This window comes from Lactiplantibacillus sp. ME-2 (genome assembly GCF_022549155.1).
GTDB classification, from domain to species: domain Bacteria; phylum Bacillota; class Bacilli; order Lactobacillales; family Lactobacillaceae; genus Lactiplantibacillus; species Lactiplantibacillus plantarum.
Map to the genome: position 1 here is coordinate 1 of NZ_JAKZEQ010000024.1, position 24,757 is coordinate 24,757.

The 24,757-nt window shown below is 44.2% G+C and carries 22 protein-coding genes and 2 pseudogenes; 14 read left to right on the forward strand and 10 right to left on the reverse strand.

The window, feature by feature from the left end; genetic code table 11:
- The 8 genes and pseudogenes from MMY95_RS09615 to MMY95_RS09650 all read left to right on the forward strand — a co-directional run.
- On the forward strand, positions 1-269 hold a 269-nt coding region (locus MMY95_RS09615), incomplete at its 5' end, for a hypothetical protein (protein ID WP_241277620.1).
- Positions 270-391: 122 nt separating this feature from the next.
- The gene (locus MMY95_RS09620; protein ID WP_047672916.1) at positions 392-2,926 is read left to right on the forward strand and encodes a M1 family metallopeptidase; all 2,535 of its coding nucleotides are present in this window, start codon (positions 392-394) and stop codon (positions 2,924-2,926) included.
- Positions 2,927-3,337: 411 nt separating this feature from the next.
- Positions 3,338-3,673: a hypothetical protein gene (locus MMY95_RS09625; RefSeq protein ID WP_053267331.1), complete on the forward strand. Its 336-nt coding sequence runs from the start codon at positions 3,338-3,340 to the stop codon at positions 3,671-3,673.
- Between the two features lie 35 nt (positions 3,674-3,708).
- The gene (locus tag MMY95_RS09630; RefSeq protein WP_021355871.1) at positions 3,709-3,900 is read left to right on the forward strand and encodes a helix-turn-helix domain-containing protein; all 192 of its coding nucleotides are present in this window, start codon (positions 3,709-3,711) and stop codon (positions 3,898-3,900) included.
- 51 nt (positions 3,901-3,951) lie between these two features.
- Positions 3,952-4,071 (forward strand): hypothetical protein, encoded by a 120-nt coding sequence (locus MMY95_RS09635; RefSeq protein ID WP_225914134.1) that lies wholly within the window; start codon positions 3,952-3,954, stop codon positions 4,069-4,071.
- Between the two features lie 268 nt (positions 4,072-4,339).
- Positions 4,340-4,438 (forward strand): annotated as a pseudogene (locus MMY95_RS09640) (IS3 family transposase); the annotation flags it as partial.
- A gap of 50 nt (positions 4,439-4,488) precedes the next feature.
- Positions 4,489-5,055: pseudogene (locus tag MMY95_RS09645) on the forward strand (IS3 family transposase); the annotation flags it as partial.
- Between the two features lie 465 nt (positions 5,056-5,520).
- On the forward strand, positions 5,521-6,039 hold the full coding sequence (locus MMY95_RS09650) for a hypothetical protein (protein WP_087509813.1): 519 nt from the start codon (positions 5,521-5,523) through the stop codon (positions 6,037-6,039).
- A gap of 871 nt (positions 6,040-6,910) precedes the next feature.
- Here MMY95_RS09650 and MMY95_RS09655 read toward each other — a convergent pair.
- Complete coding sequence (locus tag MMY95_RS09655) at positions 6,911-7,441, reverse strand: histidine phosphatase family protein (RefSeq protein ID WP_053267329.1); 531 nt, start codon at positions 7,439-7,441, stop codon at positions 6,911-6,913.
- A 114-nt stretch (positions 7,442-7,555) separates the two neighbouring features.
- Positions 7,556-11,329, reverse strand: a complete 3,774-nt coding sequence (locus tag MMY95_RS09660) for a MucBP domain-containing protein (protein WP_202861297.1) — start codon at positions 11,327-11,329, stop codon at positions 7,556-7,558.
- Between the two features lie 208 nt (positions 11,330-11,537).
- Here MMY95_RS09660 and MMY95_RS09665 point away from each other — a divergent pair, with 208 nt between their 5' ends.
- From MMY95_RS09665 to MMY95_RS09680, 4 genes are all read left to right on the forward strand, one after another.
- Positions 11,538-11,657, forward strand: a complete 120-nt coding sequence (locus MMY95_RS09665) for a putative metal homeostasis protein (protein WP_003645748.1) — start codon at positions 11,538-11,540, stop codon at positions 11,655-11,657.
- Positions 11,658-11,744: 87 nt separating this feature from the next.
- On the forward strand, positions 11,745-12,239 hold the full coding sequence (locus MMY95_RS09670; RefSeq protein WP_003644055.1) for a kinase: 495 nt from the start codon (positions 11,745-11,747) through the stop codon (positions 12,237-12,239).
- A gap of 68 nt (positions 12,240-12,307) precedes the next feature.
- Complete coding sequence (locus MMY95_RS09675; protein WP_021357437.1) at positions 12,308-13,060, forward strand: helix-turn-helix transcriptional regulator; 753 nt, start codon at positions 12,308-12,310, stop codon at positions 13,058-13,060.
- Between the two features lie 99 nt (positions 13,061-13,159).
- The gene (locus MMY95_RS09680; protein ID WP_021357438.1) at positions 13,160-13,711 is read left to right on the forward strand and encodes a helix-turn-helix domain-containing protein; all 552 of its coding nucleotides are present in this window, start codon (positions 13,160-13,162) and stop codon (positions 13,709-13,711) included.
- Positions 13,712-13,781: 70 nt separating this feature from the next.
- Here MMY95_RS09680 and MMY95_RS09685 read toward each other — a convergent pair whose 3' ends face one another.
- The gene (locus tag MMY95_RS09685; protein WP_021357439.1) at positions 13,782-14,708 is read right to left on the reverse strand and encodes a LysR family transcriptional regulator; all 927 of its coding nucleotides are present in this window, start codon (positions 14,706-14,708) and stop codon (positions 13,782-13,784) included.
- A gap of 186 nt (positions 14,709-14,894) precedes the next feature.
- Between MMY95_RS09685 and MMY95_RS09690 the strand changes: the two genes are divergently transcribed.
- A complete protein-coding gene (locus MMY95_RS09690) occupies positions 14,895-16,784 on the forward strand; it encodes an FAD-binding protein (RefSeq protein ID WP_045352123.1) in 1,890 nt (629 codons plus the stop codon).
- 275 nt (positions 16,785-17,059) lie between these two features.
- On the opposite strand, the gene MMY95_RS09695 is transcribed toward MMY95_RS09690, so the two are convergent.
- The 7 genes from MMY95_RS09695 to MMY95_RS09725 form a co-directional block, all read right to left on the reverse strand.
- Positions 17,060-17,533 carry a MarR family transcriptional regulator gene (locus MMY95_RS09695; RefSeq protein ID WP_021357441.1) on the reverse strand — a complete coding sequence of 158 codons (474 nt, stop codon included), beginning with the start codon at positions 17,531-17,533 and terminating at the stop codon, positions 17,060-17,062.
- A 108-nt stretch (positions 17,534-17,641) separates the two neighbouring features.
- Entirely contained in the window at positions 17,642-18,271 is a 630-nt protein-coding gene (locus MMY95_RS09700) for an FMN-dependent NADH-azoreductase (protein WP_003644060.1), read from the reverse strand.
- Positions 18,272-18,441: 170 nt separating this feature from the next.
- Positions 18,442-19,737: an asparagine--tRNA ligase gene (gene asnS / locus MMY95_RS09705; RefSeq protein ID WP_003645743.1), complete on the reverse strand. Its 1,296-nt coding sequence runs from the start codon at positions 19,735-19,737 to the stop codon at positions 18,442-18,444.
- A 38-nt stretch (positions 19,738-19,775) separates the two neighbouring features.
- On the reverse strand, positions 19,776-20,783 hold the full coding sequence (gene asnA / locus MMY95_RS09710; protein WP_003641196.1) for an aspartate--ammonia ligase: 1,008 nt from the start codon (positions 20,781-20,783) through the stop codon (positions 19,776-19,778).
- Between the two features lie 452 nt (positions 20,784-21,235).
- Complete coding sequence (locus MMY95_RS09715) at positions 21,236-22,642, reverse strand: C69 family dipeptidase (protein WP_003641197.1); 1,407 nt, start codon at positions 22,640-22,642, stop codon at positions 21,236-21,238.
- A gap of 35 nt (positions 22,643-22,677) precedes the next feature.
- Positions 22,678-23,910 (reverse strand): hypothetical protein, encoded by a 1,233-nt coding sequence (locus MMY95_RS09720; protein ID WP_003645742.1) that lies wholly within the window; start codon positions 23,908-23,910, stop codon positions 22,678-22,680.
- 50 nt (positions 23,911-23,960) lie between these two features.
- Positions 23,961-24,227, reverse strand: a complete 267-nt coding sequence (locus MMY95_RS09725; protein ID WP_003644064.1) for a hypothetical protein — start codon at positions 24,225-24,227, stop codon at positions 23,961-23,963.
- A gap of 219 nt (positions 24,228-24,446) precedes the next feature.
- On the opposite strand from MMY95_RS09725, the gene MMY95_RS09730 reads away from it, so the two are divergent.
- Positions 24,447-24,644: a helix-turn-helix domain-containing protein gene (locus tag MMY95_RS09730; protein ID WP_003641200.1), complete on the forward strand. Its 198-nt coding sequence runs from the start codon at positions 24,447-24,449 to the stop codon at positions 24,642-24,644.
- Positions 24,645-24,757: the final 113 nt, after the last annotated feature.

A 24,757-nucleotide genomic window follows, 5' to 3' on the forward strand; every position in this document is an offset into this window, starting at 1 on the left:
ACCCGGTATGGGTTTATTTTTTTACTTTGTGTTGCATTTCAATTGTAAATTCGCCGGATAAAAATAATCATCAAATTTCAGGGCAAATCCTGATTAATGCAAATAGTAAGGATACCCAAGTTGAAAAGAGAATATGGCGAGCCAATCTCACCTTAGTGGATCAGCCGTATGATCGCAATCAAGTGTATGACTTAGTTATTGAAAATATCGAAAGTGGTGCACAAAATCGAGTTCACTATCGAATTGATATTGTAGACGATCGGGGCTAAGTGCTTCATGAAAAGTGTTGGTAAGAGCCAACACTTTTTTATTTGTCTTGGCAACGTGAATACGGCATTAAAGTGATAATTGTCGTATAATGAATATATTCTTAAAAAACGAGGAGAATAATATGGCAACCACAACTCATTTTTACGAAACATTTCAACCAGAACATTACGATCTTTATATCAATATTAACCGGGCGGATAAGCTGATTTCGGGGAAGTCAACGATTACCGGGGATGCTAAGGCGCAGGAAGTGCTGATTCATCAGAATGGTTTGACCATTGCTGGTGTCCAAGCCGATGGTGCGGACGTGCCCTTTACTGTGGATGATGCGATTCAAGGAATTCGAATTGAACTTGCCAAGGCCGGTCAAACAACTTTGACGATTACGTACAGCGCCAAATTGACGGACACGATGATGGGTATCTACCCATCATATTACGAAGTCAACGGTGTGAAGAAAGAACTAATCGGGACGCAGTTTGAAACGACCGCGGCCCGGCAAGCCTTTCCGTGTGTCGATGAACCAGAAGCTAAAGCGACTTTTGATCTTGCCATCAAGTACGATGAACATGATGGTGAAACAATCTTAAGCAACATGCCCGAAGATCATGAAGCCGATGGGGTGCATTACTTTGAAACCACGGTGCGGATGTCGACTTACTTGATTGCGTTTGCCTTTGGTGAATTACAAGGCAAGCAGACGAAGACCAAGAGTGGCGTGACCATCGGTGTTTTCGGTACTAAGGCCCACAAGGCTAACGAGCTCGACTTTGCTTTGGACATTGCTAAGCGCTCAATCGAATTTTATGAAGATTTTTATCAGACGCCATATCCATTGCCACACTCATGGCAATTGGCCTTACCAGACTTCTCAGCTGGTGCGATGGAAAACTGGGGCTTAGTTACTTATCGGGAAGCCTACTTACTATTAGATCCTGACAACACGGCCCTCGAAACGAAACAACGGGTCGCCACGGTGATTGCCCATGAACTTGCCCATCAATGGTTCGGTGATTTGGTTACGATGAAGTGGTGGGATGACCTCTGGTTAAATGAAAGTTTCGCCAACATGATGGAATATGTGGCGACGGATGCCTTAGAACCAGACTGGCATATTTGGGAAACTTTCCAAACGTCCGAAGCATCAATGGCGCTTCAACGGGATGCCACGGATGGGGTTCAGTCAGTCCACGTTCAGGTGGAAGATCCGGCCGAAATCGACTCGATTTTTGACGGTGCGATTGTCTACGCTAAGGGTGCGCGGATGTTAGTAATGGCACGGGCCTTAGTTGGTGATGATGCCTTACGAGCAGGTTTGAAGCAGTACTTTATCAATCATAAATATGGTAATGCCAAAGGTGATGACTTGTGGAACGCCTTAGCGGATGCTTCTGGGATGCAAGTTGGGGACATCATGCATTCATGGCTGGAACAACCTGGCTATCCAGTGGTCACGGCAGCGGTTGTTGACGGTCAGTTGACCTTGTCACAACAACAGTTCTTCATCGGTGAAGGTGAAGAAGTCGGTCGTCAATGGCAGATTCCGTTGAATAGCAACTATGAGGCGGCACCGGCGATTATGAAGGACCAAGCTGTGACGGTCGGCGATTATGCCAAATTACGTGATGCGAGTGGGCAACCATTCCGCTTGAACGTTGGGAATAACTCCCACTTCATCGTCAAGTATGACCAAACGTTATTGGATGATATTCTAGCGCATGTTGATGACTTAACGGCTATTGACCAGTTACAGTTGTTACAAGACTTACGCTTATTAGCAGAAGGTCGTCAAATCTCATACGCAGCCGTTGTGCCATTATTAAGTCGGTTTGCAGCCAGCCATTCAACGGTCGTTAACGCAGCGTTGTACCAAGTTGCGGGTAACTTACGTAAGTTTGTTACGCCAGATTCTGATGAAGAAAAGCATTTACAAACGTTATTTGACCAATTGAGTGCCGCTCAGGTTAAACGGTTAGGGTGGTTGCCACAAGCTGGTGAATCCAACGATGATCAGTTGACGCGGCCATACGTCTTGAGTGCGGCTTTGTACGCCAAGAATAGCGCGGCCGTATTGGCTGCCCATGAATTATTCGAAGGTAACCGTGATAAGTTAGCGACCTTACCAGCCGATGTGCGGGTCTTCATTTTACGGAATGAAGTCAAGAACTTTGGTAGTAAGGACTTATTCGATAGTTTATTGACGGCGTCACGGCAGACAGCCGATGCTAGTTACAAGGCTGACATTTGTGACGCATTGACCGCAACTACGGACCCCGAATTAATCAAACAGTTAGTTGTGAAGTTTGAAGATGCGGATACGATTAAGCCACAAGACTTGCGGGCCTGGTTCCGCGGCGTCTTGGCTAATCCAGCTGGTGAACAAGCAGCTTGGGATTGGATTCGCGACGAATGGTCATGGTTGGAAGCCACGGTTGGTGGTGACATGGAATTTACCACTTACATCACCGTCATTTCCCGGGTCTTCCATACGGCTGAACGTTTAGCAGAATTCAAGGCGTTCTTTGAACCAAAAATCAATACGCCTGGTTTAACGCGTGAAATTAAGATGGATACGAAGGTAATCGCCAGTCGCGTTGCCTTAGTTGAGGATGAACGTGATGCGGTGAATGCGGCGGTCGCGGAAGTTGTAAAATAAGTTAATATTCGTTATAAAGGTGGTTCGGTGCTGGACGTTTCAGCGCGGGCTACCTTTTTAGTTTGTGTTGTAAGCTCTTTTGTCCCTTGATCTTTCATGTATAATAAAGCCAGATAGATTTTTTAACACGAGGATGAAGATATGCGATACAACAAAATTGAAGAAAACATTGGCGACATTGAGCCGGTTGTAGAAATTGTTCCATATAAAATACTGGTTATAATGTTAGCCTACATAGAGATATGCAGAATAGAGAGCTGATATTTGAATATCCGACAGTCTATTTAATTTATGATAAATTAGGTTTCTGGCCGCAGTAGTAATGACCCTAAGTTCAAAGTTTATGTTGGAGAAACTAACGACATAAGTAGAAGAACACGACAACATTTAAAAGATACTGGAAAGTCACGGATGGATTGGAAAGCATTAAATGAGAGTCATAATTCACAGATGATTGTAATTGGGGACTATTATTTTAACAAATTCCTAACGCTCGACATTGAAAATAAATTGATGGTGTATTTATTAAGTGCGGAGAGTGTTACTCAATTGAATAATCGACGCTCAAATCCGCAGCGAAAATACTTTATGTCGGATCAGTTTGAAAATGTGCTTGAAGGAGTCTGGCAAACGCTTAGGAAAAAAAGGCCTGAGATTTTCCCGGAAAAATCAGAAATTGAAAATTCTGCGGTGTTCAAAGCATCGCCTTTCCATTCTTTAAACGCTGAACATAAAGTGAACCCCTAAGGTTGGACACTACATCCAATCTTAGGGGTTTTACTATGACTAAATTTAATTTAGATTTTCGCATAAAGGTCGTTACTGAATATTTGTCTGGTAAAGGTTCAACAGCTTTAGCCAGAGCGTATGGCATTAGCACGCATTCAATCATTCTGGATTGGGTTCATCGGTTTGAGCGGCGAGGCATTAAAGGTCTGAAAGATCGGTCAATGTCTCAAGAATATTCTAGTTAGTTTAAAGTCGATGTATTAAACTGGAAGACACAAAATCGAGCTTCGCTTCCAGTGACTGCACTACACTTTGACCTATCATCGCCAAGTACTATTTGGCAATGGGAAAGACGTTTCAAGAAATCTGGGATTGCGGGACTTGAGCGAAAACACCGACCCCAGCCGCAGAATTGAAACAGTTGAAACAAGAGAATCAAATGTAAAAAATTGAAAATGAATTCTTAAAAAAACTCGATTCCTTAGCACGAAAGAAGTCAAAATACACGAACTCATTGAACTAGTAGACGAGTTAAGGCCGGAGTTTCAAGTTTCCATCAAACTAGTTCTTAAAGCGGTTCATATTCTTCGCAGCACGTATTAGTACGCTAAGGAACATCGTGGCCGTGACTTAGACGATTCACAAATTATTCAGGCCATTGACGAGCTTCGTCAACAAGATCCGAAGTACACTCGTAAATATGGATACCGACGAATAACTGATGTTTTACATGATTACGGCTTTAAAATCAATCACAAGCGGGTCTTACGTATCATGCGGGAGCATGACTGGTTATGTCGAGCTTTTAATCGCCAGAAGCGAAATATAATTCTTATAAAGGAACCGTTGGTGTGATCGCACCTAATCGGCTTAAACGGCGCTTCAAAACAGATCGACCTTACCAGAAGTTGGTCGCCGATGTTAGTGAATTTCGATACGGAAACAAAAGTCAAGACGAGCGGGTCTATTTAGAACCAATTTTAGATCTCTTCAACGGAGAAGTTTTAGCTTTCAATATTAGTAATCACCCCACCGTTGAATTCGCCGTAAAGCCTCTAAAAGAAGCCTTAAATCAGATACCGGTGTTAGATTATCGCACGACCGTTCATACTGACCAAGGATTTCAATACCAGCATCATCACTGGCAAATCGTGCTTAAAGACCATCGTGCATTTCAAAGTATGTCTCGTAAAGCGACTTGTCTCGGTAACGCCGCCATGGAATCGTTCTTTTACATCATGAAAGTCGAAGTTATAGATGAGCAGTTTGAGACCAAAGTAGCACTTATCAAAGCTATGACTGAATGGATAGATTTCTATAATCACCGTCGTATCAAAACAAAACTGGGCGGTAAGTCCCCGGTAAAATATCGGGAACTTACCGCCCAGAAAGCAGCTTAATAAAGTTGTCCAAGTTTAAGGGTTCACTTCAAGGTACACAGATTTTTTGTTATTAAATCTGTGTACCTATGGCGGAGTATATCCAATTTAGAAATTAAGATATGACGGACTTTTTTTCAGGAATAATATTATGACAAAATCATAGGGGGAAACCCTTCCGTCACTAAAATCGTGACTACTAGCTTCTGGAGATAAAAAAATTTTAGTTGACCTATTTACTGTTTAAAGTGCTTTTTCTGTGCAAACGACGAACAAGCTCAGTTGAATCTTTTCTGAGATTTTGTTAATGTCAAGGCGTTGATGATGACTGTTTTCAGATTCGAATGGAGATAATTATTGTGTTAAAAAAAAAGTTTTGCGATTTTTGCTGCCACGTTACTCTTGATCTCGTCTTTTCTAACACTATCAAATGTCAAAGCTGACACTATCTCTCTTGCAGTTACACAAGAAGAAAGTGTAACAGATTTGTTTTCTAAAGCTAATAAATATGTCACTCTCAAAGGAAAGTTTTTCGTTTTAGATAAAACGGCTGAAAATCTTTTTACAAATTCGGAAATAGAAAAAATTAACACACAGATTTCCCAAACTAACAAAATGCTAGATGAAACTTATTCAGCTGAAAACGCAAAAAAAATCGTAGAAGTCAATCATAGCAATAATACCGTTTTAATTGATCCAGATAATCAAGATAATTACCAAAATGTGGAGGCTCTAACTAGAAGTCGATATCATCAAGGTGTCAATAGTGTTTCAGTACACTGGAATTATATTTTGATCAAAATAAAGAAGAGTACGCTTAACAACATTAAAAATGGTTCAATAGGTGCTGCTGGCTATTTAGCCGGTAAATTTAAAAACATATACATTGCAATAGCTGCCTCAGCAATCGTTGGTGTATTATCAGCTAACTCAATAAAGGGTGGTATGTGGTTTAGAGTCCACACCTACGTTTACACTGCATTAGAAGGGTGGGGGTGGCAATGAGAATCAACAAAGCAATGTGGACTATCATCATAGGAATCCCATTATTTGCAGGACTCCTTCAGCTGATATTTCCAGATTACAATGTTAATTGGTATTCAGTATGGACTGTTGAGTTTATAGTAATCGTCCTAAATATAGTTGATTTTACATGGAATTTTCTCAAAAGGAAAAAGAATACCAAGTAAAATCTAGGCGCAGTCTTCACAAACTTAGTTGTAATAGTAATATGAAGGAATAGAATGATGATTCATGCTATACCCCAGAAGAAGGAGTACGCGAAACGGCTATTAAGTACTATATGCCAGCTTTTGCACGTCGTGTTTTAAACTAATAAGTTATTGATTGATAATTTTTAGTGAGCTATAATTAGTGAATTCGAAAATTTGGTCAGTCTACCTTTTTCTGGTCATATTTTCAAACTTGGAAAAATATACCTTGTATCTGGATTTAATAATGTCCTTTTAATGAAGGTCTGAATTAAGCTTTCTTTCAAGTTATGAGCGGCAGCCCTGTCAAGCTGATAAGGAAATTTTTCTAAATAGATTTATGAACAGTACGCAACAGCCTAATTCATTTACGAATTGAGCTGTTGTTTTTGTTAAAAGCAATGATATATTGTGAGGCCAGGGTAAACATGTCAAATGGTTAATCGTTTCTACTTCACAGTATTTAAGTTGTGTTCAGCCATTAAATTGACATATGACTTCATTATGAGTGATATAGGCGATATACTAGTACTTACCAAAGACTGTATGGCGTGGTGGCGAATGTCGGCACTTGTTTCGTAGTTTTTAAGCCTGATTATTATTAGATTGACAGTGGTTGATAGTTCATTATAGGCGACCATTGCTTGACAACTGCTTATGAATTGTCAATCAACCGCAATAACACGCACACCACAATAATCCACGTCTTTCTGATCGCCAAACTGCCGCATGACCTCGCCGTGCGTGACGCAGGCGATGCAATCGTAAGATGCGGCATACTTATTCAAAGTTGCCAAAACTCGGGTCTTCATTTCAGCTGCCGATTCGTAAGGGAGGGGACTAGCGGTGGTGCGTTTGCCGGCGTGTTGGCGATAGAGCTTGTAGGCCGTGGCCGCTTGTTCATCGGTATCAGTCCGACTACCCGTGTTATCGGGCAGCCACTCGTGTAATCCAAGGTCGACCTTTAGTGGAATATCATTAAAACGCACGATTTCCAGTGCCGTTTGTAAGGCACGCGTGTAGGGTGACGACAGAATTAATTGGACTTGTGCAAATAACGGCTGCTGGGCGCATTGTTGTGCCAGCATAATACCACGGTCGGTTAAGCCGCCGAGTTCACGGCCGAAACCAGTTAATCCAGCTGTAGTGACCTGTTGGTAAGTTGGTTCGGAGTGACGAATGAGATAGACTTTCATCGATTAGGACTTCCTTCATTGGAATTATAATGATTAATTTCATTATAGGCACCTTTGATCAGAAAAAACGACACTTCATTTTTCGAAGTGTCGTTTTCGTTAGACCTAATGACGCTATGATTGCCGATGTTTACCATAGAACCCGAACGTGACGACGGATAATAACAGTCCTAGGATCACCGCTAATTTGCCAGTCTGTTCGTCGGTTTGTGGTAACTGGGCTGAGTGTTCAGTGACGGGACTCGTTGTTTTGACCAAACTTGCCTGGGCGGCCGCGGGTTTAAGCGCTGGTTTCACGGTCGCTGCTGGTTTTACAGCTACCGCTGGTTGAGTCGGTTTAATACGATCCGGCTGCGTTACGGTCGTTCCTGGTTCGTTAGGCGTCTCGGGTGTGGTTGGCTCAACCGGCTTAGTCGGTTGTTCCGGTTCTTCGGGATCAATAATATCGTCGGTACCAGCCGTGTCAGTTGCTTGGTAGACGTACGTGACGTCCACGTTATCAGCAGTGAAGAGACCCGTGGCATTTTCCGGCTGACCAACGAGTTCATGATCAGTGAACGTCAGGGGCACGGTTTGATAAGTGGTTCCCGTCTTGCCGCTCAGCACGGTTGGTTCGTTTAGTTTAATGCCGTCCTTGGTCACGTAATGCACCGTAACGGTTCCTTGGGTATCTGGAATCGTGGGGGTGTTTTCAGTGTAAACGTAGGTCACAGTCTTCGCGGTAGTTCCGAACGTCCCACTGACGTCACCCTGCACAGCCTTGAAGGTGTAACCATCGATAACCAGCTGTTTAGTCGAGTAGCTGTCACCCAAATAACCACTGAGAACAACGTCAGGATGGATAGACTTACCATGCTCATCCAGATACTTGACAGTGACGGGTAGCCCTGCCGTCCGTTCGTAGACGTAGGTCACAGTCTTCGCAGTAGTCCCAAATGTCCCATTGACATCGCCTTGAACAGTTTTAAAGGTATAACCATCGATAGCGAGTTGTTCGGTCGAGTAGTTGTCACCCAAATAACCGCTGTGAACAACGTCAGGATGAATAGACTTACCATCTTGGTCCTGATACTTGGCAGTGACCGGCTGTCCAGCTGTCCGTTCGTAAATGTAAACGACGCGTTGCGGCTGTGCAGTATAGGTCCCAGTCGTGTTACCCTGTGTCGATTTTACCGTATAGCCGTTAATGTTCAGCGGCGACGTTTCATAGGGCTGTCCTAATTGACCTTGACCGCTTAATACGTTATCGGCGGCTAACTGCTGGCCGTTTTCATCTAAATACTGAACCGTGATGTCACCCGCATCCTCGCGAGTGTAGACGTAGATGACAGTTTGCGCTTGGTCGCTGAATTGCCCAGTAGCGTTCGCTGGCGTTTGAAATAAGCGATAGTTTTCAATCGTCTTGGCGTTCGTCTGGTAGGGGCGACCTAGCTGACCGTTACCGGTTAGGATGTCGTCGGGAGCTAAAGTCGTGCCGTTAGCGTCCTGATACTTCACCGTGATATGGCCAGCATTCGAGCGCGTATACTGGTAAATAACAGTTTGCGTGTCGGTTGAAAAGGTCCCAGTGGCGTTCGCGGGTGTGGCGACTAGGTAAAAGTTAGGAATTGAAATGGCTGCCGTTTGATAGGCTGTTCCTAACTGCTCTTTGCCGTCTAAAAGCTTGTCGGGTGCTAGTGGGTTACCAGCACTATCTTGATACTTAACAACGATCTGGCCAGCATCGCGGCGCACATAGACGTAAATGACCGTCTGTTCCTGGTCTGTGAAAGTGCCCGTGGCGTTTGCCGGCGTTGTCATCAGGGTGTAATTTTCAATGCCTAGTGGTTCAGTCGTATAAGTTTGGCCGAGTGATTGGGAGCCGGAAACTGTCTTATCGGGCTTTAATTGGTGTCCCTGCTTGTCTTGATATTTCACCGTAATGTTACCGGCGTCTAAGCGGACATAGACAAACGTGATGCTTTGCGGATCAGTCGTGAAAACGCCAGCCGCATTGCCGATAGTTTGCTGTAATTTAAAATGGTCAAAGGTTGGCGCATCTAAATTGTAGGCGTTACCGAGATTGTGTTTTCCAGGTAGAATTTGCGGTTCGTAGACTAAGTTGCCATTAGTATCGACCATGTGAATCGTAATGTCGCCGGCGTCCTTACGAGTATAGTAATAAGTGACGGTCTGGGCATCCGCCGTGAAGACACCACTGGCATTGCCGACAATGTTCGTAAAGTCATAATTTGGTAGCTCGTCATCAATGCGCTGAGTCGTGTAAGGCTGACCGACGATTCCGTTTAAGGTGAGGTCAGTGGTGACTAAGGATTCACCGGTAAGCGCGTCGACGTATTTGACCGTGATGGGCGCAGCAGTGGCAGCTAAGACATACGGGCGGACAACGACAAAGTTGTTACCGTCAGAAGCGGCGGTCATGAAATAATAATCGTCCATGGGAATAACCGTGGTACCGTTAAAGGTCGGACCTGTTAGTCCGGGTTGCTGGGGCTTCATATTCGTGTAGTAGATATGACCGTTGCTGTCGTAATTACCACCGCCCGCACCGTTAAAGTACCAGCGAACGTAAAGCTGACCGTTTTTGTAGAAAACAGTTTCACCGACGCCATTATTGGGCTTCAGTTGAACCTTAGAGCCATCTGGCAAATAGCAATCAATCGCCAGCGTCGCAATATTATTATCTGCACTAATATAGGCGGGTGGTAAGGTGATAAATTGGTTACTGAATGTGCCTTTCAGATTTTTAAATCCTTTAAGTGGCGAAAAATCTGAAATGTGGTTATAGGCGGCATCGACCTCCGTTAAATTCTTTAAGTTTGCGAGCGGTGAAATGTCCATGATCCGGTTTTGCTGAATATTGACCACTTGGAGTTTTTGTAAGTTGGCTAATGGTGAAATATCAGTGACATCACTATAGTAACTGCCAGACGGTGCGTTCAAGTTGTTGTTGAGCCAGACTGTCGTAAGGTTAGTGGCATATTGCAGTCTTTCTAATGAGTAGGAAGTCTTGCCGTCGATATAAGTGTCCTTGCCATAGTAGGTGGTCAGTAGTAGCATATCTGCCTTAGTGATGTCTGCAGCTGAGTTCCAGGTACGATCTGGGTTCTGTTTGCGCAGTTGACTGAGTACCTCTTGTTGCAATAACGTGTTCGGCATCCAATCGTTAATATTTTCTGACGCGGTGCGGCTAATGGCACGGACGACTGGTTGGTTAGTTTTCAAAACCAGCTTTTCCTGGTTTACATTGGTAACAATTTTATCATCGGTTGACGCTGAGCTAGTCGCTGACTGAGTATTCACCTCGGTGGTAGTGGAGTTGGACGACGCGGGTACGGCTTGCTGGCTTGGTTGCTTGGAAGCTTGATTATCGGTTGTCGTTGCTTTAGCTTGACTATCAGTCGCTGATTCAGTGTTTGATTCGGTAGTTGGTTCAGTAGTTGATGCGGAGGCTGTTTGAGCTGGTGCGGTTTGAGTTGGGTGCTTAATATCTGTGGTCGGTGTTGATTCTGACGTGGTAGTTGCTTGAGATTGTGATGCTGGATTTGCTGATTGTTGTTGTGGGTTGGTGTTCACTGACGACGAGTGCTCAGAGGGACTTCCGGTTGATGTGGTGGGTGACGTGGCTGCGACTGCTGACTGGTCGGATTTTATCGTGGATACTGATGTAGAAGTATCCGCTTTCAAATTGACCTGAGTAGCGTTAACTTGAGTATTCGTATTCAACTGACTGTTGGTCGGTTCGTTGGTTGTGGTCGTGACTGTATCGTCGGCAGCCGCCGCCTGACTGGCAATCGTTAACGTTGTCAGTATCATGGCGGTTGCGCTCGTGATTACCCATCGCGATTGGTGACGTTTATTCTGATTATTAACATTGTTTGGTTTCAAAGATCCCCACTCCTTCAATATACTTATATAATGTCGTTGACAATTTAAGGGTAACATTGTCATTGCCGTTAGTCTAATAAATGATAATTTAATTATTGGGAGCTAATTGTATCTGTCAATGTCAGCTGGCTGCATAATAGTTGACGTAAGCATAAGATTGATTATAATTTAAATGGTAATAATTACTATTTATCAGGAGGCACCCATGATGGAAAAACAAGATTTAGCAAGTGCGCGCAGGCGTCTACGGGGGACCAACTTAAAATCGCGGAAACGCGCATTGAAGATTTTACATGATGCCCGACGTAACGCCAGTAAAGCCAAATAGTATCAGCGAACGTTAGCCAATTTGGCTAACGTTTTTTGTTAGCTGTGCGGTATGATTAAGATACAGGAATGAGCGGAGGACATGTGGATGGAAACAACTTTGGTGATTATTCGGGGAAATTCTGGGAGTGGCAAGACGACGCTAGCGCAGGCGTTGCAACGACGCGTGGGCCATCATACGTTGCTAGTGTCCCAAGATGTCGTTCGTCGCGACATGCTGATGAGTCATGATTACCCGGGAAATATTTCAATTGGTCTGATTGAACAAATTGCGTGTTATGGGCTGGGACGTGTGCCTGTAGTCATTGTGGAAGGCATCTTAGCACGTGATCGGTATGGAAAAATGTTGGCGCGGCTTAGTCAGTCGTTTCCACGCGTCCTTACTTATTATTTTGAAGTGAGCTTTGCCACGACCTTGGCGCGTCATCAAAAGCGTCATCGTGATTTTGGTGTGGAAGACATGCGTCGGTGGTGGCTTCCACATGATACGTTGGGCGTTGCTAACGAAGTCTTAATTGGCGAGCAACAAGATTTAACCACGGAAGTTCAACAAATTATGACTACCATACATGATTGTGACTAAACAACCATGAGTTGATTGGTTTGATCGTGGTTGAGGATTAAGCTGAAATCATAAAGGGGGGCGAGCCAATGTTACTCGCAGCATTATTGAAAACGCGTCGCTGTCAGTATGGATTGACACAGGCACAATTAGCGTCCAAGTTATTTGTTACGACTCAGGCGGTGTCTAAGTGGGAACGCGGAAAGGCGATTCCGTCAATCGATAATTTACTGGCACTGTCGGATCTGTATAATCTATCCTTGGATGAATTAGTGCGTGGTAGTGCTTTCTTTCCAAAGCCATATATTGTTGGTCGACGACTAAGCTTTGGTCGACTTCTGGGTCTCGGATTATTTTGGCTATTTGTTTGTCTATTGTTTACTGGTTTTGGTTATCAGCCGTGGTGGCTCTTTTTATCACTTTATATTGTTGGATTGATTGTGGTCGTTCCAGTGGGAATCAATAGTTACTGGGTGATTCAGCCTGCTACCATTGAGTTGCATACGTATGCTGCATCGACATTGACTAAGTTTCGCCAAATTGTGTTCAATTGTCCACAGCGCCTACTAATCTACTATACGGATCTGCAGCGGGTTACCATCAGTTATCGGTGTCGCAAACGATTTTCACCATTTGATTTCAATCCGGATTATTTTCGATTGATTTTAAAGACCAATGCTCAAACTTATCAGCTAGAATGTGCGTTGAAGGCCAGTGACTATTTACCGCAATTTGTTAGTTATTTGCAACGACAAGGTGTGACGGTTGATGATCCTCAACAAGTTGTGGAATTGTTAGTTTCAGGAAAGTCGTTGTATCAGCATTTTCATACCGAGACTTGATCTTGAGCGGTTGCAACCAACCGTTGCGGTAGCGCTTAAGTGTGTTGCAATGAATTGGTGCACTCAATAGTCTAGTATTGTAATAGAGGAGCGGGTAGGATGAAAATTGTGATTGGCAGTAAAATAAAAGAGCAACGACAACAGCATGAATGGTCCCAGAAGACGGTGGCGGAGCGGTTACACGTCTCACGGCAAACTATTTCCAAGTGGGAATTAGGAAAAAGTTATCCAGATTTAGAGTTATTGGTAGCACTGAGCAAACTATTTGCTGTCTCAACGGATGAGTTATTAGGTTTGAGCAGAAGACCTGTTCAGCGACCATGGTGGCAGTTGTTATTGCGTAAAAGGAGTCGAACAGATATGACGGTGAAATGGTACAGCGGGGGGCAGGATCGGGCACGTGTTGCTGTGGGCATAATTAGTGATTTAGTTGCTAATCTAAATACCACGAATGAGCAACCGTTACGACAGCTGCTGGCAACTTATTATCAGGAACTATTGGAACAACGAACTGGTTCAGTACTGGGAGTATTCGACAGAATGAATTTAGACATCTCCAAATGTCTGCGGCAGCAACAAATCAAACTATCGCCAGAAAATGAGCAACTAATGCAACAGTTGATGGGGTTGAACATGATTCACTATCGTTGATGGATTTTGAAAGTAAAACGCAAACTGTCAAGCATCTAGCTTAATAGATGCTGACAGTTTGCGTTTTATGTTAAAAATCAATCGCAGGATTAAAGGTTTGACAAGCTTGTTCGACTAGATAAGCAATCGGCTTAGCTAGCACGTGACTTGGTAAGTAGGCAATACTAAAATCAAGGCTGAGCTCGCTTGTTGGTAATTTGAACGCATTGATAGGGTACTTGGCTGGTTCAGTGGCTAGTTTTGCCAACATTGCAGTGGCTAGAACAATGCTACCAAGTCCTTGAAGTGTCAAGCTTAGTGCAAAGCGAGAGTTATCGACTTCAATGAGTGGAATCGTTTGGATGCCTTTATCGGCAAAGTAATGGTCAACCAGTTCTTGAAAGCGAGCTTCACCGACTGCGCGGATGACAGGCTCACCAGTCATTCTTGTAAGAATGGTGGGGGTGAACGGTCGCCAAAATTGATTGGACTGATATATTCCGGCTGTTTTTGGAATGACTAAAGACAAAGAAATTGTCTGCAAAGGGATGGTTTTGACGTTAGTTTGATGAATTGTTTTGCCAATAAAAAAGTCTAGCTGATGACTAGCTAGCAACGTTTCTGCTTTTGATGTTGTGATTTCTAGTATTTTAGTGCGAATGTTCGGAAAACGTTGATAAAAAGCAGGTAGTGTTTGACTAAACCAAGCATTAGCCATCGGTGGTGTAATCCCAATCGTCATACTTTGATACTTATTTTGACTGATTTCTTTAAGCTCAGTGTTCATTCGCTGATGGAGACGAGCGTCACTTTGCAAATAAGTCAGTAATCTTTCTCCAGCATAAGTTAATTCAAGTGGATGATGGCCGCGGTCGATTAAGGGGGTCCCAAAATGAGTTTCCGCACTTTTAATTGTGCGGCTAATGTACGGCTGACTGATGAATAAACTTTGTGCAGCTTTCGTCATACTATTGTGCTGTTGAATAGCTTCTAAAAATACTAACAATTTATTTTCCATAAAATCGCCACCTTCAATGCTTAATCTTATTAAAATCAAGTATAACCCATTACTCATTTGTAATAATAGATAATCAGATTGTTATTTCTATAAAAATGAAAGCGGTTATATAATACAGATGTAGTTAAAAAATGATTCTATTTGTGATTTAAATATCAATTTCAATTGTGCTTTAGAATACGTTAAATGGATTCTGAAAGGGTGATCAGCATGCTCAAAAAAATGAATCAGGTTAAATGGGATTATCAATATGATACGGTAGTTATTGGCTTTGGTGGTGCCGGGGCGACAGCAGCGCGGTTTGCGGCGGATGCACATGCGAAGGTGTTGCTCACGGATGCAGCGCCGAATGGTCATGAAGGAGGCAATACCCGTTATTCTGCCCAACTCTTAGGAACGGTAGATAGTTTTGATGAGGGTAAAAAATATTATCAAAACTTAACGGCACCCATGCAATTAGACGATAGTATGGTTGATACTTTCGTAGCGGGCATGGCGAATATGCGCGACTATGTTCAAAAGTATCTCAATGTTGAACCGGTGAGTGTCAAAAATGATTTTACAGCTGCTGATTCTCCAATTTCATTAGACAGTGCAGTTCATGAGTTTCCTGAATTTGATGGAGTCCAATCCTATGACTTTACAACCGTCCATCATGGCATTTTTGATGCAGCTTTGTGGAAAATTCTTCGACAAAAAGTGTTAGATCGGCAGCAACAGATTGATGTCTGGCTTAGTGCTCCGGCACAACATCTGATTCAAGATCCCACTACGAATACAATTATCGGTGTCCAAATCGAACGTCAGCATCGTTTAGTTAATGTTCGAGCTACCAATGGCGTAGTCCTAGCTTGTGGTGGTTTTGAAAATAATCAACAAGCCATCCAGGACTACCTTGGTGCTGAGCACTTGGCACCATTAGGCACGCTGTTTAATAAGGGTGCTGGTATTAAGATGGCCCAAGAAGTTGGCGCGGACTTTTGGCACATGCAAAATTATGAATCACTCGGATTTTTACATGGTCTTTCGATTGCCGTACCACAAGGTGAACGTGGTCGCTTGATTTTAGGCTGGCCGGAAGTTAACCATGGTAGCGTTATTACGGTGGCTGATGACGGTAGTCGGTATTTTGATGAGAGTGAAGCCAACCGGCACGGTCACATTTATGATCATGGAATGTGGCGAGTACCGCGGACAAATGTCCATCCATACCTGGTTTTTGATGAAACTCAGTATCGACAGATGTTAGCAAGTCAATATACGCCGATTAATAATCTCACCGATTTAGTTGTGAAGGCCACTACTCTAAACGACTTAGCACGAGTTATGGAAGTTGATGGTACGGTACTTACCAAGACCGTTCATGATTTCAATTATTTTGTCGAGTCTGGTACTGACTACGCGTTTAATCGGCAGGTTGATACGATGCGGGCATTTGATGGTGGGCCATATTATGCGCTTAAGTTAACAAACAACGTACTTAATACCCAAGGGGGACCACGTCGTAATGACCGGGCAGAAATTTTAGATGCAAATCAGCAACCTATACCGCACTTGTATGGTGCAGGTGAGTTGGGCGGTATTTGTGCAAATCAGTATCAAGGTGGTGGTAATTTAGCTGAATGCCTGATTTTTGGAAAAATCGCTGGTGAAAATGCAGCTAAACCTAAGGAAGAAACGACACAATTAGTCGATGAAAAAGCAGTGGCTAAGCCGGATGCGAATACTAGTGCTTCGGTGCATCAGACTGGTGCCAATGATTTGCTAGCTGAAGCATCACCGGACATCACAGTTGGTGAACACCAATACTTAGGGCGCTCAAATGATGGCATTGGTGGGCAAGTTGTGGTTCGTATCACGTATGTTGACCAACAATTAACTCATGTTGAAGTAGTTGAACAACATGAGACTGGTGAAGTTGGTGGTCAGGCAGTTGCCGAATTGCCGGCAAAAATGGTGGCTGCTAACACTTATGATGTGGATGCAGTTTCCGGCGCTTCTGTATCGAGCCGTGCCATCAAGGCCGCAGTCAAGGACGCGCTATCCCAGGCCAAACAGACCGTGTCAAATGATTAACCACTGATCGCACAACCCACGAATCACCTAGTGCTTTTAGTATCTTTTAGTGCGTAATACCGGTAAACTAGAATTAACAAATTCAATCAATGGAGGCCGCTCATGCGTATTACAAAAACGAGTTTGATCCTCAGCAGTTTATCATTGGTACTCAACACGTTGTCATTGATTATGGCAATTCGCAAGTATCGGTTACAAAATCACTAATCATTAGAAATTCAAAAACACCGCTGTGACTAACGAACGCATTAGTCGTAGCGGTGTTTTTGGTTTTATTAAGCTTCATAATCCGTCAAATCAGCCAAGAAGCGTTGAATCACCGCAAGTTCTGCTGGTGAGTAGTGTTCATGGAGGAGCGTGATTGCTTGATGATTGCGGGTTGCATGCATCTTATCATGATAGCGGGCCAGCTTACGACCACTCGGCGTTAAGCGGTAGAAGATCTTTTTGTGATCATCGGGTTGCTGGAATGAGCCAATTAAGCCCTGCGTTACGAGTCGTTTGGCTGCCCGGGTCACACCACCTCGAGTGACGCCGAGGTTAGTGGCTAAGTCGATGCCCGTTTGTGGACCGGCCTCTAGTTCAGATAATAAATGTAGGCCAACGATGGAAATATCCGGCAACAGGCAGCGTAGATTGGCTTCTGTGATATGCTGCTTTAACCATTTCTGTTCACCAGTAGTGGAAGCACGCTTGGTTCGAATCGTTTTGAGCTGCGTTAGAATTGTCTGTTCCGTGGATATTGACATCGATTGATCCCCCTTAGATAGTTGTGCGTCACGGCGACTGGTTCTCGTGGTGGTTAGCGCGCAATTATCAATTAATCATTAGCTTTTATTACTATTATTATACCGGTTTTAAAATTCACCGGCGAGTTTTTCTGCTGCTACCTGTGCGGCAGTGATGGCCTGTTCTCGCTGTTCTGGAAATTGGTCCAATCCTTCAATGAAGATGGTTCGGTAATCCTGAATCCCATACAGTTGCATCATGCCACGGAGGTAGGGGTCGCCTGCTTCAACCTGGTTGTGCTGATCAGGTTGGTGATAGTAGCCACCCGCAGCCTGAATGTGTAAGACGTGTTTGTCGGGTAATAAGCCGACCGGGCCGTTGACCGTGTACTTAAAAGTTTTACGGGCGACTGCGGTTAAGTCTAAGTATTGTTTGAGTTCGGCTGGAAGAAAGTGATTGTACATTGGATTAACGAAGACGATCTTGTCGGCTGCTAGAAATTCAGCTAGCCAGGCGGCGTGACGGCTAAGTAGTTCAGCTTCCACTGACGTTAGTTCTTCACCGTATTTTTGTTTACGCCAAGCTTCGAAGGTTGTGTCGTTCAAAGCGGGAACGCCGTCCTGATAAAGATCGCGTGTCGTAATCTCATCGTTCGGATGGGTTTGCTGATACGCAGTTTTAAAACTCGCTGCAACGGTCAGTGAGGCACTGGGGACGGTCGTGTGTGGATGAGCATTAATCATTAATAATTTTGTCATTTTAAACAGCCCCTTAATTTTGTTGACAAGCAACATTTTATCTTGAATATTGTTGCTTGTCAACAAATAAGATAAAAAATTCCCCACACATTCGAAAATGCGTGGGGAATTTAAAGGATGCACGATTAATTTTGATTAACCAATGCTACTAGCACTAGGTTGGAGCGACTTTACGGGTAAATACGGTGCAACATACGTGGAAACGGAATGGTTTCGCGAACGTGATCTTGCAAAGTGATCCAAGCCAGAAAACGTTCCAGACCCATACCGAAACCGGAGTGCGGCACCGAACCATATTTGCGTAAATCGAGATACCACTCGTAATCCTGCAAGTCTTGACCGCTGGCTAGTAACCGTTCCTTCAAGTAGTCATAATCTGTTGAGCGTTCGGAACCGCCGATGATTTCGCCGTAACCTTCAGGTGCTAACAGGTCAGCTGCAATGACGACATCATCGCGCGTCGGGTGTGCCTGCATGTAAAAGGCCTTGATTGCTTTGGGATAGTTTAAGACAAAGACTGGTTGGTCAAAGTGTTCTGCCAAAAATGTCTCTTCCGGTGAGCCAAAGTCGACACCCCAGTCGACGTCAAAGCCGTTCGCTTGGAGTAGTGTAATAGCATCGTCGTACGAAACTCGCGGAAATGGGAGCTTGGTGTACTTTTGCAACGTCGCAACATCGCGGTCCAAAACGGCCAGTTCGTGGGGGCAATGGTCAATCACGGCTTGAACGAGGTAGGCCACCAATTGTTCTTGGACTTCCAGACTTTCATCTTGATGCATCCAGGCCATTTCAGGTTCAAGTTGCCAGAATTCTGTTAAGTGGCGACGAGTCTTGGATTTTTCGGCCCGAAAAGTTGGTCCAAACGTGAAGATTTTGCCGAACGCCATTGCGCCAGCTTCACCGTATAACTGGCCGGATTGTGATAAATAGGCGTCCTGACCAAAGTAATCAGTTTTGAATAATTCAGTCGTCCCTTCAGGAGCGGAACCGGTCAAAATCGGCGCGTCAATCTTAATAAAACCGCGGTCATTGAAGAACTCATAAACGGCTCGAATGACCTCGTTGCGAATCCGCATAATTGCGTTGGGACGCGATGACCGTAGCCAAAGATGGCGATGATCCAACAGGAAATCAATACCATGGTCCTTGGGCGTGATCGGGTAGTCGTGACTAGTCCCAACCACTTCAAATTGTGAGATGGCAAGCTCGTAGCCAAAGGGGGAACGGGTATCTGCATGAATCGTGCCGGTGACCCAGAGGCTAGTTTCTTGCGCGAGGTCGGTCAGTTGTGCAAAAGCCGTTTCACCGAGCTCGTTTTTGAGAGCTACCCCTTGAAAAGTTGCAGTGCCATCGCGTAATTGAAGAAAGGCAATTTTGCCGCTAGAACGCTTATTACTGAGCCACACCCCAATTTTAACTTGTTCATTGACATGGTCAGCGGCGTTGATAATACTAATGGTTTCCATGATATTGATCACTCCTTCTTGTTGGATTTTAAATCAGATTAAAGTAAATGAATGTTATGTTCGGCACATTGGTCGATCATGGCTTGTGGCCACAAGGCAGCTTGTACTTCACCGACATGGGCTTTGCCAAGTAATAACATGCAGAGCCGTGATTGACCAATCCCGCCACCGATCGTGTAAGGGACGTCCGCGTTCAAGATCATTTGGTGGTATGGCAAGCTAAGCCGGTCTTCGGCGTCCACGTCTTTAAGTTGTTTCTTCATTGATTCAGCATCGACCCGGATTCCCATACTTGAGATTTCGATAGCTTGGTCTAATGGTTCATACCAGAAGAGGATATCGCCGTTCAATTTCCAGTCATCATAGTCGGGGGCGCGGCCATCGTGACGTTCGCCGGAATCAAGCTTCCAGCCAATTTGCATTAAGAAGACACAGCCGAGTTTCTTGCAAATGGCGTTTTCGCGTTCGCGCGGCGTCATGTCAGGGTACATGTCTTCGAGCTCTTGTGTGGTTAAGAAGTGAATTTCGTCTGGTAAGTGGTGAACGGCTTGTGGGAACTTGTACCAAACTTCGTGTTCCATGTGCTTGATCACTTTAAAGATTTGACGTACCGTGGCTTTCAAAGTTTCAACGGTTCGTTCTTCCTTACTGATCACTTTTTCCCAATCCCATTGATCAACGTAGGCGGAGTGGTAATTGTCCAAATCTTCATCCTTACGAATAGCGTTCATGTTCGTGTAGAGACCTTCATGCATATCAAAACCGTAGCGCTTTAAAGCGACCCGTTTCCACTTAGCAAGTGAGTGAACGATTTCGATTTGTTCATCACCCATGTCTTGCATAGTGAAGGAGACAGGTTTTTCGACACCGTTTAAGTTATCGTTCAGACCAGTTTTCTTTTCAACGAACATCGGTGCTGAAAGCCGAGATAAGTTTAGTTGCTTCCCAAATTCATCTTGGAACGTTTCACGAATGTAACGAATGGCCTGTTGGGTTTCTTTAACGGATAATTTAGGATCGTAATCCTTTGGAATAATTAAATGCATATGCGTGGTCTCCTTTAAAATAAGTTCAGATTTTAGTTACAGGATAAAAGAAAAGAGCCTTCCATCCCTTGAATTATCAAGGGACGAAAGACTCTTTCGCGGTACCACCCAAGTTGTTTACCTTACAGTAAACCAGCTTTAAAATAGTGTACAAACATACACCACCGATGGTAACGTACCGGTTAACGGCTAATCCTACTTTAACGAGGTTATTTCAGTTAGCAACTAAGAAAGTGTTTTTCGGATTAGTCAAGTTCTGGTCGGGTTTCCACTCACTCCCGATTCACTGGCAGGTTGACTAATCGTACTCCTCTTTCCTCCGTTTTTTATCTTGTGACATTTATATTAGCACGATTCTGGTATTTGTAAACCACTAAATTAAAAATAAATTAGTTTAGTCTCATGAATTCACCATAAAAATCTTAGCTAAAACCGCAAGCTACCGGGCTTAATTAATCGTTCAAATTATAACGTAATTTCATTTTTTCAGAACCGGCAATGACCATATCGCCGAGTAATTTAGTTTGTAACTTCATCGCGGTATCGGCCAATTGTTGGTTAGCCGTTTCAAGATAGGCCGTGACGTCTTGGTGGTTAGCCAAGTCAGCGTCGGTATCATTCTCGATTTTACGGTAAGCACTCATGGCTTCGAGTTCGTAACTATTCCGCATATCCACGTAAAAGTCGTAGTCGGTGTCACCCAAAAGGGCGGTTGTACAGCTTAACCAGTACATGTGGTTGAGATTAAAGGTGCCGTCCGCATCTTTGTAGCTAGCTGGCGTGTCATTGACATTTGCATAGAATGGTACGACCGTGTTGAAGGTATTGGCACCAAAGGCTAACCAGTGAATACCGGCAACAGCAGCGGGGACGTTGTTGCGAATCTGTAAGATGTGCACATCGTGGTTACGGTTGATCCCGATTGGCCGGAAAAGGGTTTTGTCAGCTTCAGAGCCACTCCCGTAAACATCGTATTTCGTGTTTTCAAAGTGAGAACTCAAAACAAACTTGACGTCTTCGATAGAAATCTTACGGTTAGCATGGCAGATGAATGGTAAGTCTTGTTCCATTGGATCTTGCACAACGTCCGGCGTGAAGTATTTCTGACCGAACCAAGCCCGGGGGTTGTTGTAAACCGTATCTTTGATTGAAGCACTCCCAAAGATGTGCCGCAAGTTGACACGGTCAAAGTCAGGATTCAAGTGGTAATCTTCAATTAATTGTTCAAGGTCAGCTGAAGCTAAGGTATCATCAGCGTTAAAATCGAAATCGTCAATATTCATGCGGTTCGGAGCAACCACGTAAGCATCGTCAGGAATACGTTTAGCAGCCCAGTGGTGACCACCAATGGTTTCTAACCACCAGATTTCGTCTTGATCAGAAAAAGCGATACCGTTTGGTTCGTAAGTCCCGTATTGTTCAAGCAGGGCACCTAGACGAGTAACGCCTTCCTTGGCGCTGTGAATGTATGGTAATACTAGGGTGCAAAGGTCTTCTTCACCAATTCCGCCGGCAACGAAGGGATCGATTCCCAAGATACGCGAGTTCGTGGTGATGGTTTCGGTTGCGGACATGGCGATGTTCTCACTGTTGATCCCTGCTGCTGGCCAGGTCCCATTGGTCAAGATTGAGTTGGGAATTGAAGTATACCGTAAGGGATTGTCAGGTAAGTCGACTTCGACCTTACTAATGACGGACTGATAGTGCCGGGGTTGATCTGCGGGATTGACCACAACTAATCGTTCGGGGTCTAGGGCTTCGTGACCATCATCGTTTCGTGAAATAATGGTCGAGCCATCGATTGAGGCTTTTTTACCGACGAGAATCGTGGTACATGAACCTTTAATACGTTTTTCCATGATATTAAAACACTCCTTTTAAGCTATTAATATCATTATACGCTTTCTGAGCGGGTCGGGATAGAACGGGCTTTTTTGAGAATATAATTAATCCCGCTAATACTAAAACCGGTGACCGCCGCAATTTCACGGTAAGTCTTGCCACGTGCCCGTAACTGGTGAACTTGCGCGTGGCTGGCATGTTGTGGTGTGGGGCTAGGCGTCTGGATTGACGGAACCACCGCTGGCACCGTAGCTGGTAGTGCGATCGGTGCAGGCGGTGTAGTGATTACCGGCGTTTGGTGAGTTAGTTCAGCAAGCTTAACCATGACTAATTCAGTTGTCTGAACATCCCAAATGGCGTTATGCTGGTGTGGATTGCTGATATTAAAAAGTGCGGCTAAGCCATTTAATGGCAGATCATGGCTACCGACCTTATGGTTGCCACGATTGATCAAGGTATTCGTATAGGCTTGGGCATCAAAAATCGTGACCGGGCGACTGACTAGCTGCTGTTCGGTGGGGGTCAATTGCTGATAATACTGAGTTAGTAATAATCGAATGTGTTTCATGTCCTGTGTCTGATCCCAAAAAACGAGGGGGAGTTGTGGCTGGATAACTTGCTGGATGAATGCTTTTAGAATCGTCAAGGGGTCGCCTTGCGCCTCGTAAGCGACGGTCGTTAAGCCAGTTGCTGATAAACCGGCCAACTTTTTGTCAGGTAAAAAGTTAGGATCATCGAAGTAACGATTGAAAAAAGGCGCTGTCTGCGTATGATGGGAAAAACCGATGGCACTGAGCTGGAAGATACTAGCCCGTAATTCGGGTGATTCGATGACGTGCCAACTGACGGCTTTAGCGGAGCCATTACGACGAAAGCGAGTGCCGAACTCGCAGTCGATGATTACGTAAGCGGTCGGACATTCACTCAATTCCGTTGGTGAAGGTAGGATCGTGGGTTGGCTTAGTTCACCGGCCGGCTGCGCAGGGGGAAACTGGTATCCCAGCGTCGCCAGAAATTGAACGGTATCCTGCCCGAGCTGGTTATTGGTTACTTTAGCGACCTTCTTTTCAGTTAAGACAATTTCTTTACGCGCCACGAATAAAATATGATAGCGCTGCTGTTCATCACAGATAATTTCGGTCACGTTGCCGGCAAGGCTGTATTCTGAAGCGAGTGCTAATTGATGGTCCTTTTGAATACGGTAAACGGGATGGTTGACAAAGTATAGACAATTCAAGTTATTTGAGATCTTACGCTCAAGTAAGGTTAGGTTCGTTGGCATCATCGACAACAGCTCCTCTGATCTAAGTACTTATATTTTAGCGGCTTTGTACATTAGCTGGCTAGTGTTTGCACTGCAGATCGAACCATGAATTTGGTAATCACGAATTGGTGCCTGGTGTTATAGTGACCGTAGAGTGCTAGTTGTGCGTCAGGTTGGAGTTGGTAAAATAAAGTCAATGCATGCTTGACGATGATGCAGTTGATGGGCGTAGGCTCGGTCGCCTTTAATGGCGTGACTTGTAAGTACAACATAAAGGGGTCCAACTTTAATATCTTGCTTTTATTTAAATACTTAACGGTTAGATTTTCTGACTGCATGCTAATCACCTCAACACGAGTATACGAACATATGTTCTTAAATGCAAGCAAAATAACTGCGTTAACAAATTTATTTTAAGATGAGCGCTAGGTGCGCTGGACTGATTCGAAATAATTTATTAAAAATCGCAACGAATCAGGCAAGTCACGGGGAAAAAGCTACAAAAAATTGAGAACTCTTGGTATGATGAATAGTAGTGAATGAGAGGAGGCCGAGTCATGGATCGAGGACGACGCGCAACGCTGGAAGAACGAATTGCGATCGTAAAGTATACGCTGGACCATTGCAACGATTATCGAGAAGCCGCTAAGCATTTTAATGTTTCGTATCCACAAGTCTATACATGGGTACGAAAATATCGACAACACGGCATGGAAGGTTTGGTGGATCACCGTGGCCGACCCAAGCAAGGCTAAGTCAGCATTGTACATATAAACTGTGTGGGCGAGTGCCCTTTGATGGCCAATCTGACATGGTCGTTTAATCGATATCGGTCTCTTTAAAGTGTCCGTTCCTATAAAATCAATAG

Coding starts and splice junctions, on each gene's coding strand:
- MMY95_RS09620 (WP_047672916.1), top strand. CDS start 392: ATGGCAACCACAACTCATTTTTACGAAACATTTCAACCAGAACATTAC.
- MMY95_RS09625 (WP_053267331.1), top strand. CDS start 3,338: ATGGATTGGAAAGCATTAAATGAGAGTCATAATTCACAGATGATTGTA.
- MMY95_RS09630 (WP_021355871.1), top strand. CDS start 3,709: ATGACTAAATTTAATTTAGATTTTCGCATAAAGGTCGTTACTGAATAT.
- MMY95_RS09655 (WP_053267329.1), bottom strand. CDS start 7,441: ATGAAAGTCTATCTCATTCGTCACTCCGAACCAACTTACCAACAGGTC.
- MMY95_RS09665 (WP_003645748.1), top strand. CDS start 11,538: ATGGAAAAACAAGATTTAGCAAGTGCGCGCAGGCGTCTACGGGGGACC.
- MMY95_RS09670 (WP_003644055.1), top strand. CDS start 11,745: ATGGAAACAACTTTGGTGATTATTCGGGGAAATTCTGGGAGTGGCAAG.
- MMY95_RS09675 (WP_021357437.1), top strand. CDS start 12,308: ATGTTACTCGCAGCATTATTGAAAACGCGTCGCTGTCAGTATGGATTG.
- MMY95_RS09680 (WP_021357438.1), top strand. CDS start 13,160: ATGAAAATTGTGATTGGCAGTAAAATAAAAGAGCAACGACAACAGCAT.
- MMY95_RS09685 (WP_021357439.1), bottom strand. CDS start 14,708: ATGGAAAATAAATTGTTAGTATTTTTAGAAGCTATTCAACAGCACAAT.
- MMY95_RS09690 (WP_045352123.1), top strand. CDS start 14,895: ATGGATTCTGAAAGGGTGATCAGCATGCTCAAAAAAATGAATCAGGTT.
- MMY95_RS09695 (WP_021357441.1), bottom strand. CDS start 17,533: ATGTCAATATCCACGGAACAGACAATTCTAACGCAGCTCAAAACGATT.
- MMY95_RS09700 (WP_003644060.1), bottom strand. CDS start 18,271: ATGACAAAATTATTAATGATTAATGCTCATCCACACACGACCGTCCCC.
- asnS (WP_003645743.1), bottom strand. CDS start 19,737: ATGGAAACCATTAGTATTATCAACGCCGCTGACCATGTCAATGAACAA.
- asnA (WP_003641196.1), bottom strand. CDS start 20,783: ATGCATTTAATTATTCCAAAGGATTACGATCCTAAATTATCCGTTAAA.
- MMY95_RS09715 (WP_003641197.1), bottom strand. CDS start 22,642: ATGGAAAAACGTATTAAAGGTTCATGTACCACGATTCTCGTCGGTAAA.
- MMY95_RS09720 (WP_003645742.1), bottom strand. CDS start 23,910: ATGATGCCAACGAACCTAACCTTACTTGAGCGTAAGATCTCAAATAAC.
- MMY95_RS09725 (WP_003644064.1), bottom strand. CDS start 24,227: ATGCAGTCAGAAAATCTAACCGTTAAGTATTTAAATAAAAGCAAGATA.
- MMY95_RS09730 (WP_003641200.1), top strand. CDS start 24,447: ATGGATCGAGGACGACGCGCAACGCTGGAAGAACGAATTGCGATCGTA.